This window comes from Paraburkholderia sp. BL10I2N1, assembly GCF_004361815.1.
Lineage (GTDB): Bacteria > Pseudomonadota > Gammaproteobacteria > Burkholderiales > Burkholderiaceae > Paraburkholderia.
On record NZ_SNWA01000001.1, the window covers coordinates 1,222,664 to 1,238,918 of the forward strand.

A 16,255-nucleotide genomic window follows, 5' to 3' on the forward strand; every position below is an offset into this window, starting at 1 on the left:
ACTCCTCCGGCAGGACCCTTCAGCGCCCGGCCCGACGCGCCGCGACCTGCCCCAGCACCGCGAAATCCTTGTCCCCGTCGCCATGCGCCACAGCTTCGAGCAGGCTGTCGCGCACCACGCTTGCCACCGGCAACGGCGTCGACACGGCATCAGCCGCCGCTAGCGCGAGCCGCACATCCTTCAGTCCAAGCCGCGCCTTGAAGAGCGCCGGCTCATAACGCTGCTCGGCGATCATCTTCCCGTACCCCTGATACACCGGTCCCGGAAACACGCTGTTCGTGATCACGTCGAGGAAATCCTGCATCGCGACGCCGTGCCCGGTCAGCAGCGCGGACGCCTCGCCAAGCGTCTCAACCGCCGAAGCCAGCATGAAATTCACCGCCAGCTTAATCGCGTTCGCCTGCTGCGGCTGCGAGCCGATCCGCCAGGTCTTCTGGCCGATCACGTCGAAAACCGGCCGCACGCGGTCGATCGCCTCGGCCGGACCGGCGGCGACGATCGTCAGCTTCGCGGCGGCAGCCACGTCCGGCCGGCCGAGCACCGGCGCCGCCACGTAGTTCAGGCCGCGCTCTGCGTGCGCGTGAGCGAGCGATTCCGCGAGCGCGACTGAAATCGTCGCCATGTTCACGTGAATCAGGCCACGCGGCGCGCTTTCCAGCAAGCGGGCGTCGATCACCGCACGAATCGCGTCGTCGTCGGCGAGCATCGAGAATACGGCGTCGCCGGTAAAGGCTGCGGCCGGCGTGGCGACAACCTGCGCGCCCTGAGCGGCAAGCGCCTGCGCGCGTTCCGGCGAGCGGTTCCACACCCGCACGCTGTGGCCGGCTTTCAGAATGTTTGCAACCATCACGGCGCCCATCTCGCCGAGCCCGATAAATCCGATGTCCATGCTGGACCTCCTCCGTCCTTGATGAAACGGAAGTAGACCACAGCCGTGCGACACGTGCATAACAGCACACCGCCGCGCGCGGTGCGATACTGGTGCCATGGTCACGGCGACATTCCGGTTTTACGAAGAGCTGAACGACTTTATCGCGCGGCCGCTGCGCCGCAGTTCGTTCAGTTGTGTCTGCGCGCGCGACGCCACGGCGAAGCACATGATCGAGGCACTCGGCGTGCCCCATACCGAAGTCGAGTTGATCCTGGTGAATGGCGAATCGGTCGGTTTCGAGCATCCGCTGGCGGATGGGGATCGCGTCGCCGTCTATCCGAAGTTCGAAGCGCTCGATATCCAGCCACTGCTGCGCGTGCGCGAAAAGCCGCTACGCGTCACGCGCTTCATCGCCGACGCGCACCTTGGCGGCCTCGCCCAGTTGCTGCGGCTCGCGGGTTTCGACACGCTCTACGACAACCACTATCCCGACGAAGACATCGAAGCGCTTGCCGCCAGCGAACATCGCATCGTGCTCACGCGCGACCGCGAATTGCTGAAACGTCGCACGATTACGCACGGCTGCTATGTCCGCGCGCTGAAACCGGAACAGCAGCTGCGCGAGATATTCGACCGGCTTGATCTGGCGGGCAGCGCGCAGCCGTTCCGACTGTGCCTCGCGTGCAACGCGCCGCTGCGGCGCATAGCCAGAGACGAAGTGATCGGCCGGGCACCGGAAGGCGTGCTCGAGCGGCACAAGCGCTTCGTCACTTGCGACATCTGCCAGCGCGTGTTCTGGGAAGGCACCCACTGGCAACGGATGCGGGCGTTGATGGACCAGGTCGCGGGCGAACGAACGGCGGACGCGTCGCCCGATCCCGCGTGACCCGCTGCGGCCGGTGTCCGCCGCGCGATGCGTACAATGCAGGATTGTTTACCTATTCCTATTTCCGCAGAGGCACGAACGCATGGCGATGAAAAAAACCGACCTTGAGAAGAACAAGGCGCTCAAGCTGACAAACGACATGAAAAAGGCCAATGGCGACCGTTTCGGCAAGCCTGCCGCGCAGCCGGCACTCGACCGCCGCGCGCAGCGCAAGCTCGATCAGGAGCAAGGCCTTGTGCCGTTCGCGTGCAAGCTGAACGCGGAACTGGTGGCGCAGCTCAAAGAGCAGGCCGCGACGCATCCTGACGGCATGACCGGCCTCCTGACAGAAGTGCTGAAGCGCGGCCTCGCAACCGACGCCTGAGTCCCGCAAGAGCCGCGCTGGCGCGATCGATAAGCGCCGCTAGACGCGCCGGCCGCCGCGGCGAAAGCACCGTCGCAAAAAACAAAAAGCCAGGGCATAGACCCTGGCTTTTTCACTGACAGACAAGGCCATTTCCGGCCTGTCCGCCTGCGCAAAGGACAGCTTATTGCGGCGTGCCCTTGTCGTTCGTGCCTGCTGCCGATGCGGCTTCCGAAACGTGAGCTTTCTTGCCGTGCGTCTTCAGTTGCTTGTGCGCGTGCTTCGGCTTGGCTGCGCTGGCAGCTTCCGGTGCGGATGCTTCTTGCGCGAAAGCCTGAAACGACACGAGCGCGAACGAGGCTGCGATAAGCGAGGCGATGATCTTCTTCATAATGAGTTATTCCCCAAACCTGAACGACTTGATCAATGTGAATGAATAAGGACAACACGGTGAAAAACGCTGAACGACAGCGTCGCCAGGAAGTTCCCCGCGGGGAGTATCACGCACCGTAGGCGGTTTGTCATCCCATAAAAGCCGATATGTATTTTCCGGGAGACACGTTCCATACAATATGCTTTCAATCGACTTTTAAGCCCTTTCTGGCGGCCTGAAACACGCGCCACCGCCTTTGTTCAGACGAGATTTCGCAGCAGGCTCGCGGTTTCCTGAAGCACGGGCAGCACGCGGTGCAACGCACCGTTCTGCGACTCCTGACCGATCGACATGCTGACACTAATGGACGCGACGATGTTGCCGTGCCGGTCGCGCAGCGGCACGGCGACGCCGCGCATGCCGAGCTCCAACTGCTGGTCGGTGACGACGTAGCCATTGCGGCGCGCGTCTTTCAGCACGTCGCGAAGCTGGTCGATGCAGGCGTACGTGTACGGCGTGAACACCTTGATCTGATACGACGCGAGCCATTGCTCGATCTCTTCGGGCGTGCGCGCCGCCAGCAACACCAGCCCCGCCGACGACAACGGCGCCGGCACCCGTGAGCCGAGCACGAAGCCGACCGCAGTCGCGCGATTCACGCCGTTGCGCGCGACATACACGACGTCGTCCTCATCGAGAATCGCAACGAGCGCGCTTTCCTGCACCACCCCCGTGATCCGCTGAAGGAAAGGTTGTACGGTGCGCGGCAGGCGCGCGGAATCCAGATACGACTGACCGAGCCGCAGCACACGCGGCGCAAGCCAGAACAGCTTGCCGTCTGTATCGACATAACCCAGTTCGTGCAGCGTCAGCAGGTAGCGGCGCGCCGCCGTGCGCGAAAGCACCGCCCGTCCGGCTACCATCGTCGGCGTCATGCGGGCGTGTTCTTCGTCGAATGCCTCGATGATCGCGAGTGCCTTCGCGGCCCCGGCAATCCAGTCCTTGTCGTCCATCGTCTCCACCTGTGCGGGATCAAAGCGCCCCTGCGGTGCGCCCGTGTCGCGCGATTATCGCGCGAACTGACCGCAGATCGTCTCAGCGTTTTCCACGAAGCCCGGCGCGTTTGCCATCGCGTGCGGCGCGCCCGCGTATCATCTGACGCGATCCGATGCGGTTATCCAGTCGGGGCGGCCTGACCCGAGCGTCGCCATCCGCTGTCCACCGGGCGTAAGCCTGAGTCGCGCTGGCGTCTTCAAGGGAAAGAGTCGTCAGAAACCCACACCAGGAGAATCGTTCGTTTGAAATCCGATACCCGCAAACATCTTCGCGCCAACCTGTTGATGCTGCTCGCCGCCCTGATCTGGGGTTCCGCCTTCGTCGCGCAACGCCTTAGCCTCGACGCGATCGGGCCGCTCCTGTTCACCGGAATGCGCTTTCTGCTCGGCGCGGCTGTCGTGATGGTTCTGCTCGCGTGCCTGCGTCCGGCGCGTTCCCGTATGGTTGACCCTCGCCCGGCTGCCGGTGCGACAGGCGGCTCGCACTCCCTGGTGATGTCGGGCGCGGTGCTTGGGCTGCTGCTCGCCGCCGCCATATCGATGCAGCAGATTGGCCTGCAATACACGAAGATCGCCAATGCCGGCTTCATCAGTTCGCTCTATGTCGTGATCGTCCCGTTGCTGGGCGTGCTGATGCGGCATCAGACGGCTACCGGAACGTGGCTCGGTGCGCTGCTTGCCGCGCTCGGCATGTATTTCCTGAGCGTCAACGAGCAATTCGTGATTCTCTATGGCGACTGGTACCAGCTTGCCGGGGCGTTCGTGATTTCGGCGCAGGTGATGCTCGTGAGCCGCTTCGCGCGCCGGCACGATCCGCTCAAGCTGGCGCTCGTGCAGTTCGTCACGTGCGGCATGGTGTGTCTCGCTGTCGGCGTCGTGTGCGAGCCGTTGCGTCTGGCCGATATCGTTCGCGCCGCTCCGACGATCATCTATGGTGGCGCGCTGTCGGTTGGCATTGCGTACACGATTCAGGTGGTCGCGCAGAAAGATGCCGCGCCCGCGCATGCGGCAGTCATCTTCAGCATGGAAGGCGTATTCGCCGCGCTGGCCGGCTGGCTGGTGCTGGGAGAGACGCTGTCGTCGCGCTCGCTGGTGGGATGCGGCCTGATGCTCGCGGGCCTGATCGTGTGCCAGGTGATGCCGGCCTGGGAAAGCCGGAGACAGGCTTCGTCGTCGATCGGGCTGCGGTAGGCGGCGCCCAGCTGTCTCTTCTGCGGTCAAAAGACCGTTATGCTTCGGGTTATACCTGCATCCGGCCGAACCCTCACGCGAGAACAAGGATATGACTTCAGCCAGTGACACGCTCAGCATGGCGCTGTTCTGTGATTTCGAAAACGTCGCACTCGGCGTGCGCGATGCAAAGTACGAGAAGTTCGATATCAAGCTCGTGCTCGAACGTCTGCTGCTCAAGGGCAGCATTGTCGTCAAGAAAGCGTACTGCGACTGGGATCGTTACAAGGGTTTCAAGGCCGCGATGCATGAAGCGAACTTCGAACTGATCGAGATTCCGCATGTGCGCCAGTCCGGCAAAAACTCGGCCGACATTCGTCTCGTCGTCGACGCGCTCGATCTCTGCTATACGAAGTCGCACGTCAACACGTTCGTCATCATCAGCGGCGACTCCGATTTCTCGCCACTCGTATCAAAGCTGCGCGAGAACGCAAAACAGGTGATCGGCGTAGGCGTCAAGCAATCGACGTCCGACCTGCTGATCGCCAATTGCGACGAATTCATCTTCTACGACGACCTCGCGCGTGAGAGTCAGCGTGCGGTGGCCAAACGCGAGACGCGCGAAACCCAGCCGGCCGCACGACGCTCGCCCGATGACGAAAGGCGCCGCAAGGAAGAACTGGAGGCGCGCCGGTTCGCAGCCATCGAAATGGCCGTGCAAACATTCGATGCCCTCGTCACCGAACGCGGCGACAGCGGCAAGGTGTGGGCCTCCGCGCTCAAGGACGCGATCAAGCGCCGCAAGCCCGATTTCAGCGAGTCGTACTACGGCTTTCGCGCCTTCGGCAATCTGCTTGAAGAAGCGCAGGCGCGCGGTCTGCTGGAAGTCGGCCGTGACGAAAAATCGGGCACCTATGTCTTTCGCCCGACCGTCGGCGCGTCTCGTGCCGAACCGGTGAGCGAGCGCGCTCCCGCGTCAAAGCGTGCCGGGCCGAAGCAGGGCGGCCCGAAGCAGGGCGCGCCGAGACAGGCCGTGCTGGAAGAGCCTGCACCCGAGGTTGTTGCGCCTGAAGCGTCGACCGAACCGGAAGTGGCGGCGGAACCGGTTGCGACGCGCCGCAAGGGTCGCGGAAGCCGCAAGCCGTCGGAGAAGAAAAAAGCAAAAGCGACTACGCCCGAAAAATCCACGGAAGTGGCAGAAGTGCTGACTGAAGTGGACGTGTGGGCGCCTGAAGAAACCGCACAGCCGGCGCAGGTGGAACCGCTGGAGCCGCCGCCGCAAGCCGATCAACCTGCCCCGAAAGCGAAGGCGGCCAAAACGGCGCGCAAGACGGCTACACGCAGCCGTCGACCGCGCAAGGCAGCAGATGCCGTTCCTGAAAAATAGCTTTTGGGTGCGCTGGACGCCTTTCGCGCGCATCTGCCGTCAACGGCTCTGACTCTGAACGAGCGAAGTCAACAAGCGCGTCAGCCGCGCTGGCGCAACGTCGCCTTGGGGCGGCGCGGAAACAGTACGATTCCGGCGCTGCGAGCGCTAACAGGTTATCGATTGACCGAGGCGTCACTCGCCGGCGCCGTCGCGTCAGCGTGATCGGTCGCCATTGCGCTGATTGGATCGACCGGAGCCGCGTTGGTTGGACCAGCCGGGATCACGTTGACCGGATCGGGAGGAATCGCGCGGCTCACGACATTGTTCGGCGCGACCGGCGACGTGCGCACCACCGTGTGGAGATAGTGGTCCACCAGGCCGAAGAAGCGGTCATAGAATTTGCCCGATGGAATGGTCTCGCTCGAAATCTTCACCATCGCATCGCTATTCGAGCGAATCGGCAACGACAACGAACCGAGCACGCTGAGCCCAACGCTCGCCGACGTATCGCTCTTCTTCAGTGCAAAACCGTTCTGCACCGCATTCACATAGACGATGCTCGTATCGCTCGCCTCTTCGCCCGGCGTACAGACGACGTGAAATTCCACCACGACATGCGAATCGCCACTCGGCTGGAAATTCTTCGTGCCGTCGACGGTGTCGGTGCGGATCATCGTCGTCATGTACCCCTGGCTCAGCAGCGCGCGACGCGCCGCCTCGCAGGCGTCGGTGCTGCTCGCGTTGAAATTGCGCGCGTAGGGGCTCGCGCCCGTGTCGAACTGCTCCTGCTGGAACTTCGGCTGTGGCGTGCTGGAGCAGCCCGTCAGCGCGACGAGTCCCAGCAGCAGCGTCGCGGCGGTGACTTTGGAAAACGGGATGAACATGATCGGAAAACGCAGGCTACGTGGCATCGAATGGCATGCATTGTAGAACCGTTGCGGCGCCGGAAGGAAAAGTCACGGGCACGCGAATGTAACGCGTGAAATATGGGGCGGCTTGCGACTGCCGGCCCGAGCGTGGGCCGGCAGTATGGGCCGGATTCAACGATGTATCGGGCCCGTCGGCAAGTCGCGCAAGCCCTTTACATCATTCAACAGTGACCGACTTCGCCAGATTCCTCGGCTTGTCCACATCGGTCCCACGCGCACACGCCGTGTGATAGGCCAGCAACTGCAGCGGCACCACATGCAGAATCGGCGACAGCAACCCGTAGTGCTCCGGCATCCGGATTACGTGTATGCCGTCCTCATTGACGATCCGCGTATCGGCATCGGCGAAAACATAAAGCTGACCGCCGCGCGCCCGCACTTCCTGAATATTCGACTTCAACTTCTCAAGCAACGTATCGTTCGGCGCGACCGTCACCACCGGCATCGCCTCGGTCACCAGCGCGAGCGGCCCGTGCTTCAGTTCGCCGGCCGGATAGGCTTCGGCGTGGATGTATGAAATTTCCTTGAGCTTCAGGGCGCCTTCCAGTGCGATCGGATAGTGCAGTCCGCGCCCGAGGAACAGCGCATTTTCCTTGCGCGAAAACTCTTCCGACCACGCGATGATCTGCGGCTCCAGCGCAAGCACGCTGTTCAACGCCGCCGGCAGGTGACGCAGCTGGCGGATATAGTCCGCTTCCTGCGACTCGCTCACATGCCCGCGAATCTTGCCAAGCGTCGCCGCGAGGATGAACAGCGCGACGAGTTGCGTGGTGAATGCCTTCGTCGACGCCACGCCGATCTCGCGTCCCGCATGCGTGAGGAACGACAGTTCGGTCAGGCGCACCATCGCGCTCGTGCCGACATTGCACACGGCCAGCGTGTGTTTGTGGCCAAGCGATTGCGCGTGTTTCAGCGCGGCCAGCGTATCCGCCGTCTCGCCCGACTGCGAAATCACCACCACCAGCGACTTCGGGTCCGGCACTGAGTCGCGATACCGGTATTCGCTGGCAATCTCCACCTGCGTGCGGATCTTCGCGACAGACTCGAGCCAGTACTTCGCCGTCAGCCCTGAGTAATAACTCGTGCCGCACGCCAGAATCAGCAGGTTGTCGATTTCGCCGAACGCCTTCGCGGCGCCTTCGCCAAAGAGCGAGGCATCGAACGCATCGGCTTTCGGAATCGTGTCGCCGATCGCGCGCGGCTGCTCGAAGATTTCCTTCTGCATGAAGTGACGATACGGCCCAAGTTCGACCGCGCCGCCATACGCCGCGACGGTGCGCACTTCGCGTTGCACGTCCTTGCCGTCGCGATCGGCGATGCGCACGCGTTCGAGCGTCAGCTCGCAGACGTCGCCCTCGTCGAGGAAGATGAAACGATCGGTGCTGCCCGCCAGCGCCAGCGCATCGGAAGCGAGGAAGTTCTCACCCTCGCCGAGCCCCACCACCAGCGGCGAACCCTGCCGCGCACCGACCACTGTATGAGGCTGGTCCTTGTGCTCGACGGCAATGGCATACGCGCCATGCAGCTGCTTCACGGCCTCGCGTACTGCCGCGAACAGGTCGCCGCGATAGAAGCTGTGGATCAGGTGCGCGATCACTTCGGTATCGGTCTGCGAGACGAACTCGTAGCCCTTGCCGCGCAGCATTTCGCGCAACGGCTCGTAGTTTTCGATGATGCCGTTATGCACGAGCGCGAGCGCATCGCGCGAGAAGATCGGGTGTGCGTTGTCCGTCACCGGCGCGCCATGCGTCGCCCAGCGCGTGTGCGCAATGCCCGTGACACCTTCCAGATGCGTTTCGCGCACCTGCTCGTCGAGATCGGCGACACGCGCGACGCTGCGCGCGCGGCGCGGCTCGCCCTTCGCCAGCACCGCGACGCCGCAGGAATCGTAGCCGCGATATTCGAGGCGACGCAGTCCTTCGATCAGGACGGGGACGATATTACGTTGCGCAACTGCGCCGACAATGCCGCACATAGATTCTTGGTCCTTTGCAGGTTTGGAGCGCCGGGCGTGCGCCCGGCTCCCTTCAGCTCTTCTTCTTGGACGGGCGGACGTAGCCGGTCTTGCCGACCTGCGTCTTCTCGTTCAGCACAAGAAGACCTTCTTCGACGTCCTTCCATACCGTCGTGCCCGCCGCGATCGTCACGCCGCGCCCGACGCGCACCGGCGCCACAAGCTGCGTATCCGAGCCGACGAACACATCGTCTTCGATAATCGTGCGGAACTTGTTTGCACCGTCGTAGTTGCACGTGATCGTGCCCGCGCCGATGTTCACCCGGGCTCCGATATCGGAATCGCCGATGTACGTGAGGTGATTCGCTTTCGAGCCGTGGCCGAGCACCGCGTTCTTCACCTCGACGAAGTTGCCCACGTGCGACTCGTCCTTCAATGTCGCGCCGGGGCGCAGCCGCGCATACGGCCCGAGCACCACCTGCGCGCCAACTTCGGCGCCTTCGATATGCGTATAGGCATCGACGCGCGTGCCCGCACCGATTGTCGCGTTGCGGATCACGCAGTTCGGGCCGATCGTCACGTTGTCCGCGAGCGTGACCTTGCCTTCGAACACGCAGTTGACGTCGATCGACACATCACGCCCGCACGCCAGCGTGCCCCGCACGTCGATGCGCGCCGGATCGGCGAGCGTCACACCTGCGACCAGCAGCGCCTCAGCGACGTTGTGCTGGTGAATCCGCTCGAGTTCGGCCAGTTGCTGCTTGCTGTTCACGCCCAGCGTTTCCCACTCGTCGTCCGGCTGCGCGGTCACGACATCGAGGCCGGCCTCGATCGCAAGTTCGACGACATCGGTCAGGTAAAACTCGCCCTGCGCATTGTCGTTCTTCAGCGACGCGAGCCAGCCGGTCAGCTGCGCGGTCGGCGTGACGATGATGCCGGTGTTGATCTCGGCGATCTTCTGCTCGTCAGGCGTCGCGTCTTTTTGTTCGACGATGCGCAGCACCCTGTCGTTTGCGTCGCGTACGATGCGGCCATAGCCGGTCGGGTCGTCGAGCGTCACGGTGAGGACGCCGTAACCGCCCCGCCCTGCCGCGTCGGTCAGGCGCCTGAGCGTGCTGGCGCGCGTGAGCGGCACATCGCCGTAGAGCACGAGCGTGGGCACCGATGGGTCGAGGAGCGGCAGAGCCTGCTGTACCGCGTGTCCGGTGCCGAGTTGCTGTTCCTGCACCGCGAACTGCACATCGGGTGCGGCTACAGCCGCGCGCACCGCTTCCGCGCCATGGCCGATCACGACGACGAGCCGGGTCGGTTCAAGCGTGCGCGCAGTATCGATGACGTGAGACAGGAGCGGCCGGCCGGCCAGGGGATGCAGCACCTTGGGCAGCGCAGAACGCATGCGCTTACCGGTACCTGCCGCCAAAATCACAATGTTCATGGCGCCGACTAGGGGGTCGAGTTTGGAGCGTTCGATTCTAGCATGCGCACCTCGACGAATTCACGAAGACGCCCGTGCCGAAAGCGCCCGGATGCCTGCGGCAGAAGGCTTTCGGCGCCACTCGAGACGTTAGATATCGTCAAACTGCACGATCGAAATCGTTTGCGCTGACGTATTCTGCGTCGCCGCGTCACCGGCACCGGTCGAACACGGCTCTTCGTCGAATGCGATATCGCCTTGAGGATCGGCTTCACCGCTCGCGCGCAAACTGCCGAACGGAAAGAGCTGGTGATCCATCAGATGCGACGGCACGACATTCGACAATGCATTGAACATGTTCTCGACGCGCCCCGGAAAGCGCTTGTCCCAGTCGCGGATCAGCGCTTTCATTTCCGCGCGCTTCAGGTTCGGCTGGCTGCCGCACAGGTTGCACGGAATGATCGGGAATTCACGCAGTTCGGCGTATTTCTCCAGATCCGTTTCCTTCACGTATGCAAGCGGACGGATCACGATGTTCTTGCCGTCGTCGGATTGCAGCTTCGGCGGCATGCCCTTCAGTTTGCCGCCGTAGAACAGGTTCAGCAGCAGCGTCTGCAGGATGTCGTCGCGGTGATGGCCCAGCGCGATTTTCGTCGCGCCGAGTTCGCCGGCCACGCGATACAGGATGCCGCGCCGCAGACGCGAACACAGCGAGCACGTCGTCTTGCCTTCCGGCACGAGGCGCTTGACGATGCTGTACGTGTCCTGATTTTCGATGTGGAACGGGATGTCGAGCTGCGTCAGGTATTCCGGCAGCACGTGCTCCGGAAAGCCGGGCTGCTTCTGGTCGAGATTGACCGCCACGATGTCGAAGTTGATCGGCGCACGCTCGCGCAGACGCAGCAGGATGTCGAGCATCGCGTAGCTGTCCTTGCCGCCCGACAGGCACACCATCACCTTGTCGCCGTCCTCGATCATGTTGTAGTCGCCGATCGCCTGACCGACGAGACGCACAAGCCGCTTGAACAGCTTGTTGTTCTCGTATGCGTCTTTCTGCTCGCGGCGCGTGAGCGCAACCTTGCGGCCCGTGCCTTCAGCGGACGCGTCGGTTGCGGCGGCTTCGGCAGCGGCGGCGCCGAGGATGTCAGGAGCGTTCATGGCTCAATCCTCCTTGATGCGGAAGACTTCGACGCCCACCGCGTCGCAATCCGGATAGACGTCGGGCTTCTCGGTCGACACGCCGGCCGCGCGCACCTGCGGATGCGCAAGCATCGTTTTCACGAGATCGTCGCACAGCGTTTCCTGCAGGTGAATATGGCCCTGCTCGACCCGGCGTGCGATGGTCGAGCGCATGAAATCGTAATCGACGACTTCGCTCAGCCTGTCGGCGACAGGCGTCGACAAGGCGAGCGGCACGAACAGCTCAACGTTGATCACGACGCGTTGTTCGCCGCGCTTTTCGAAGTCATGCACGCCGATATTGATGTGCACTTCGTAATTGCGCAGAAAGAGCCGGCGACAATCGGCGAGCCGGGGATGCGAGAGAGCGGCAAACATGTTCGTTCCAGTCGATAAAAGCGTGGCGGGCACGCAAGGGGCGCTTCGCGCGGGGGGCCGTCGCAAGGACGAGGCGGCCGCGCGCGTTCAGGCGCCCGTCAAAAACATTACATCGCGTGGCAGCGGCACGAGGTGCTGACCGCCATCGACGACCAGCGTCGTTCCGGTCACGCCCGCTGCGTCAGCGAGATACAGCGCCGCGGCGACGATATCCTCAGGCCGCGACGCGCGGCCAAGCGGCGTCACCTGATGAGCCGCGGCAAAACTTTCCGGTGTCTGGTCGGCCGATTGCAGCGTGAGGCCCGGCGCCAGACCGACGACGCGCACCTTCGGCGCCAGCGCCTGGGCAAGCGCGACGGTCGCCGTCTGCAGCGCGGCCTTCGACAGCGTGTACGACAGGTAATCGGGATTCATGTTGTACAGCTTCTGGTCCAGCACATTGACGACGACACCGCGCAGCGTTTCGTCGCTGCGAGCCGCTTCGGGCGTCGCTTCATAGAGCATGCGTGCGAGCACCAGCGGCGCGCCCAGATTGATCGCCGTCAGGTTCAGGAGACACCCGTAGCCGACATTCTGCGCCGTGTCTTCCTCGAACCGGGATGCATTGTTGACAATGCACGCCGGCCGGCCGAGCGCAGCGATACAGTCCGGCACGAGCCGCGCGACCTGCGTCTCGACGGCTAGATCCGCGTGCAGCGCCACGGCCCGGCGTCCGAGCGCGACGATCTGAGCGACCACTTCCTCAGCATCCTCTCGTGACGCGCCGAAATGCACCGCCACGTCCCACCCTTTCGCCGCGAAGCCGAGCGCGAGCGCGCGCCCGATCCGCCGGGCGGCGCCGGTGATCAGCACAACGCGCGCGGGCGCGGCCTGGCTTCGACCGTCAGCGGAAGTGTCGGAAGAGGCGGTCATTTACAATATACGGATGAATCCGAAAGCTCACGAACCCGATAGTTTACCTGCTCCCGGCCCAACCGCGCTTGCGCAGTCGGAAGCGCTGGTCGCGCAGATCTGCGCGGAGATCGCATCAAATGGCGGCTGGCTGCCGTTCGATCGCTACATGGAGCGCGCGCTCTACGCACCTGGGCTGGGTTATTACAGCGGCGGGGCCATCAAGTTTGGCCGCCGGGCCGAGGACGGCAGCGACTTCGTGACGGCGCCGGAACTGTCGCCGCTCTTCGCCGCGACGCTGGCGCACCCTGTTGCGGAAGCGCTCGAGGCGAGCGGGACGCGCCACGTGATGGAATTCGGCGCCGGCACCGGGAAACTCGCCGCGGGGCTGTTGAGTGCGCTCGTGGCGCAGGGAGCGGAGTTCGACACGTATTCGATAGTCGATCTGTCAGGGGAACTACGGGAGCGCCAACGCGCAACGATCGAAGCCGAGGCGCCTGAGCTTGCTGGGCGCGTGCGCTGGCTGGATGCGCTGCCTACCCAGTTCGAAGGCGTGGTGGTTGGCAATGAAGTGCTGGACGCGATGCCGGTGCGGCTCTTTACGCGTGTCGACGGCGCGTGGCACGAGCGCGGTGTGGCGTGGCGCGACGGCGCGCTGGCGTTCGATGACCGACCGGTGAGCGCGGCCGCAGATGCAGAATCTCTGGCCTCGATCGAAGTGGACGGCGATTACGTGACGGAGACGCATGAAGCCGCGTTTGCGTTTACGCGCACGATCTGCACGATGCTGACGCGAGGTGCGGCGTTCTTCATCGACTATGGTTTCCCGCGGCACGAGTATTACCACCTGCAACGGGCGCAAGGAACACTGATGTGTCATTACCGGCATCGTGCGCATGGCGATCCATTTGTTTATCCCGGGCTGCAGGACATTACGGCGCATGTCGAGTTTTCGGGCGTGGCTGAAGCGGGAGTCGAGACGGGTGCTGATCTGCTGGGCTATACGTCGCAGGCGCGGTTTCTGTTGAATGCCGGAATTACCGAGGCGCTGGCTGGCCTCAATCCTTCAGACGCCGTGCGGTTTTTGCCTGCGGCGAATGCTGTCCAGAAGCTGCTCTCCGAAGCCGAGATGGGCGAGTTGTTCAAGGTGATCGCTTTTTCGCGCGGAATCGATGACGGGATTGCCGCGTTTGCCCGCGGCGACCGGTCGTACTCACTTTGAGATCATTGCCATGATCCGCTGGCTGCTCACTACCTTTATCGCGGTCGCGATCCTTTCCAGTTGCTGGCCCTGGCTAAGGAAGATCGGCATAGGGCGGATGCCAGGGGATATTACCCTTCGGGTGTTTGGGAAAGAGTATTCGTTTCCTTTTATGTCTACGCTGATTCTGTCTTTGGTTTTGGCGGCAATTGCCCGGGTGATTTGAGTTTTTTTCCGGGTTTGTTGGTTGTTGTTGTGAATCGCCTGGTTTTTTTGCCTTTCCTTGTTTTGCTTCTGGTTTATTGGCGTTGCCCCTGTGCGGGGCAATGCTCTCAACTTAAGCCTCAAAGAGCTTGTAAACGAGGCATTGGCCCTGTAAACTTCATTCAATAACTCCCTGATAAATCAACGATATGAACTCAAATACCAGCGTCCTCGCGGCTTCTGTCTGAGTTCTCCGATTTCCTGTTCGACCCGGCGCTCGCCGATCGCGTGCGTCGTTCTCCCCGCGCCTTTACCCGCAATCGCATACTGACCTTGCCGCGCATGGCCGCGCTGATGATGTCGGGCATGTGTGCCAGCGTGCAGGCCGAACTCGACGCGCTGTTTGGCGCACTGGACGAGCGCGGCGGCCGTACCCGCGCGGTCAGCGCACAGGCTTTCAGCAAGGCGCGTCGGGGACTGTCGGCCGAGCTGTTCGAACTGGCCCGCGCTCACCTGATTTCGCTGGCCCAACCCCATATCGATTCGATGCGCTGGAACGGCCTGAGGCTGGTCGCCGCCGACGGTAGCCGCCTGCGTGTAGGCACGCGTCGCGGCCATGAACTGCGCGCCGATCACTTCGCGTTTGCGCTGTTCCTGCCCGGCCCCGAGCTGACGCTGTACGCCGCGCTCCATCCCGCCGACGGCGCCGAGCGGCAGATGCTGTTCGAAGCGCTGGACGTGCTGCAGCCGCATACCGATCTGCTGCTGCTCGATCGCGGCTATATCGGCAACACGATGGTGGCCACGCTGGCGCAGCGCGAGATCCCGTTCTGCATGCGCGTCGATGCACGCAACTGGAAGTGCGTTGCCGACTTTACCCGCAGCGATAAAGCCGAGCGCATCGTGACGCTGGATGCGCCCGGCGAGCAGGATGCCCGCGACTATGAACTGGCGCGTACGCCGAGCACCGTGCGCCTGATACGGGACGTCACGCCCAGCGGTCGCGTGCGTGTGCTGATGACCTCGCTGCTCGACGGCCAGCGATATCCGGCTGCGTGTTTCGGGGCGCTCTATCATCAGCGCTGGCGCGTCGAGGAAGCGTTCAAACGCCTCAAGCACCGGCTGCGACTGGAGGCCGTGACAGGGCTCGATTACCTGGCATTGCAGCAGGACCTCGGCGCAAAAATCCTCGCTGACAACCTGTGCACACTGCTCAGCGACCTTGATGCCTCGCACGACGATGAATGTGCCAGCCGTCCTAACCGGGTGTACGCACTGGGCGCACTCAAGCCCATCCTCGGCGCGTGCCTTCTGCGCGTCCGCCACTGTCTGGATGGCCTCGCCACGGTACTTGCGCTCATCCACCAGAACCGATGCCGCATCCAGCACGCACGCTCCTATCCTCGACCGCCCAGAAAAGCCAAGCCCCATTTCCATCTCGCGTACAAGCTCGCTTGATCGAATGGGGCTTAAGTTGAGAGCATTGCTGTGCGGGGCGGCACCTACTTTTCTTTGTCCCCCAAGGGGACTTCCTTCGGGCGTCTTCCAAAGAAAAGTAGGCAAAAGAAAGGCGCTTCGAAATGTTTGCTCTTCGGGGTGCATCGCTAACGGGGAATGGCAATCCATAAAGTGTCGCCCTCGCAGGGGACCCGACATTGGTCCGACGCCAGACCTTCCCTCGCGCAGTTCAGCCCGTGACAAAGGGCTCATTCATCCCGCTCCGCACTACGTGCGTCACGGATGGGTTAGCTTTGCAGTGGTGCGGTTCATGTTGACGGTTGGCCGGATTACGGATCAGGCGTTGGGTAAGGCCGAGGGCAACGCGAGGCGGCAGCGCTGGGATTATGCCGGTCGGCGACGCGCGTAGCGCGGAGTCGGATGGATGAATGCTTTGTCACACGCGGCACTGCGCGAGGGACGGTCTGGCGTCGGGCCAATGTCGGGTCCCCTGTGAGGGCGACACTTTATGGATTGCCATTCCCCGTTAGCGATGCACCCCGAAGAGCAAACATTTCGAAGCGCCTTTCTTTTGCCTACT

The 16,255-nt window shown here is 63.1% G+C and carries 16 protein-coding genes; 7 read left to right on the plus strand and 9 right to left on the minus strand.

Going from position 1 to position 16,255, the window contains the following annotated elements:
• Positions 1-19 precede the first annotated feature (19 nt).
• Positions 20-949 carry an NAD(P)-dependent oxidoreductase gene (locus tag B0G77_RS05785; protein ID WP_133661243.1) on the minus strand — a complete coding sequence of 310 codons (930 nt, stop codon included), beginning with the start codon at positions 947-949 and terminating at the stop codon, positions 20-22.
• A 37-nt stretch (positions 950-986) separates the two neighbouring features.
• On the opposite strand from B0G77_RS05785, the gene B0G77_RS05790 reads away from it, so the two are divergent.
• Together B0G77_RS05790 and B0G77_RS05795 are read left to right on the plus strand one after the other, a co-directional pair.
• Complete coding sequence (locus B0G77_RS05790; protein WP_133661244.1) at positions 987-1,757, plus strand: Mut7-C RNAse domain-containing protein; 771 nt, start codon at positions 987-989, stop codon at positions 1,755-1,757.
• An 82-nt stretch (positions 1,758-1,839) separates the two neighbouring features.
• Positions 1,840-2,121 carry a hypothetical protein gene (locus tag B0G77_RS05795; RefSeq protein ID WP_133661245.1) on the plus strand — a complete coding sequence of 94 codons (282 nt, stop codon included), beginning with the start codon at positions 1,840-1,842 and terminating at the stop codon, positions 2,119-2,121.
• 163 nt (positions 2,122-2,284) lie between these two features.
• On the opposite strand, the gene B0G77_RS05800 is transcribed toward B0G77_RS05795, so the two are convergent.
• On the minus strand, positions 2,285-2,491 hold the full coding sequence (locus tag B0G77_RS05800; protein ID WP_133661246.1) for a hypothetical protein: 207 nt from the start codon (positions 2,489-2,491) through the stop codon (positions 2,285-2,287).
• Between the two features lie 242 nt (positions 2,492-2,733).
• Positions 2,734-3,486: an IclR family transcriptional regulator C-terminal domain-containing protein gene (locus tag B0G77_RS05805; protein WP_133661247.1), complete on the minus strand. Its 753-nt coding sequence runs from the start codon at positions 3,484-3,486 to the stop codon at positions 2,734-2,736.
• Positions 3,487-3,771: 285 nt separating this feature from the next.
• On the opposite strand from B0G77_RS05805, the gene B0G77_RS05810 reads away from it, so the two are divergent.
• Entirely contained in the window at positions 3,772-4,719 is a 948-nt protein-coding gene (locus tag B0G77_RS05810; protein ID WP_133661248.1) for a DMT family transporter, read from the plus strand.
• 91 nt (positions 4,720-4,810) lie between these two features.
• Complete coding sequence (locus tag B0G77_RS05815) at positions 4,811-6,085, plus strand: NYN domain-containing protein (RefSeq protein WP_133661249.1); 1,275 nt, start codon at positions 4,811-4,813, stop codon at positions 6,083-6,085.
• Between the two features lie 155 nt (positions 6,086-6,240).
• On the opposite strand, the gene B0G77_RS05820 is transcribed toward B0G77_RS05815, so the two are convergent.
• From B0G77_RS05820 to B0G77_RS05845, 6 genes are all read right to left on the minus strand, one after another.
• On the minus strand, positions 6,241-6,951 hold the full coding sequence (locus tag B0G77_RS05820; protein ID WP_133664046.1) for a DUF2242 domain-containing protein: 711 nt from the start codon (positions 6,949-6,951) through the stop codon (positions 6,241-6,243).
• Positions 6,952-7,153: 202 nt separating this feature from the next.
• Complete coding sequence (gene glmS, locus B0G77_RS05825) at positions 7,154-8,971, minus strand: glutamine--fructose-6-phosphate transaminase (isomerizing) (RefSeq protein WP_133661250.1); 1,818 nt, start codon at positions 8,969-8,971, stop codon at positions 7,154-7,156.
• Positions 8,972-9,023: 52 nt separating this feature from the next.
• The gene (glmU, locus tag B0G77_RS05830; RefSeq protein ID WP_133661251.1) at positions 9,024-10,385 is read right to left on the minus strand and encodes a bifunctional UDP-N-acetylglucosamine diphosphorylase/glucosamine-1-phosphate N-acetyltransferase GlmU; all 1,362 of its coding nucleotides are present in this window, start codon (positions 10,383-10,385) and stop codon (positions 9,024-9,026) included.
• A gap of 129 nt (positions 10,386-10,514) precedes the next feature.
• Entirely contained in the window at positions 10,515-11,522 is a 1,008-nt protein-coding gene (gene ttcA, locus B0G77_RS05835) for a tRNA 2-thiocytidine(32) synthetase TtcA (protein WP_133661252.1), read from the minus strand.
• A gap of 3 nt (positions 11,523-11,525) precedes the next feature.
• Entirely contained in the window at positions 11,526-11,921 is a 396-nt protein-coding gene (locus B0G77_RS05840; RefSeq protein WP_133661253.1) for a dihydroneopterin aldolase, read from the minus strand.
• An 87-nt stretch (positions 11,922-12,008) separates the two neighbouring features.
• Positions 12,009-12,833 carry an SDR family oxidoreductase gene (locus tag B0G77_RS05845; protein ID WP_133661254.1) on the minus strand — a complete coding sequence of 275 codons (825 nt, stop codon included), beginning with the start codon at positions 12,831-12,833 and terminating at the stop codon, positions 12,009-12,011.
• A 13-nt stretch (positions 12,834-12,846) separates the two neighbouring features.
• Here B0G77_RS05845 and B0G77_RS05850 point away from each other — a divergent pair, with 13 nt between their 5' ends.
• The 3 genes from B0G77_RS05850 (at position 12,847) to B0G77_RS05860 (ending at position 15,675) form a co-directional block, all read left to right on the plus strand.
• A complete protein-coding gene (locus tag B0G77_RS05850; protein WP_133661255.1) occupies positions 12,847-14,034 on the plus strand; it encodes an SAM-dependent methyltransferase in 1,188 nt (395 codons plus the stop codon).
• Positions 14,035-14,044: 10 nt separating this feature from the next.
• The gene (locus tag B0G77_RS05855) at positions 14,045-14,239 is read left to right on the plus strand and encodes a DUF2905 domain-containing protein (protein ID WP_133661256.1); all 195 of its coding nucleotides are present in this window, start codon (positions 14,045-14,047) and stop codon (positions 14,237-14,239) included.
• Positions 14,240-14,478: 239 nt separating this feature from the next.
• Positions 14,479-15,675 (plus strand): IS4 family transposase, encoded by a 1,197-nt coding sequence (locus B0G77_RS05860; RefSeq protein ID WP_133661257.1) that lies wholly within the window; start codon positions 14,479-14,481, stop codon positions 15,673-15,675.
• Positions 15,676-16,255 lie beyond the last annotated feature (580 nt).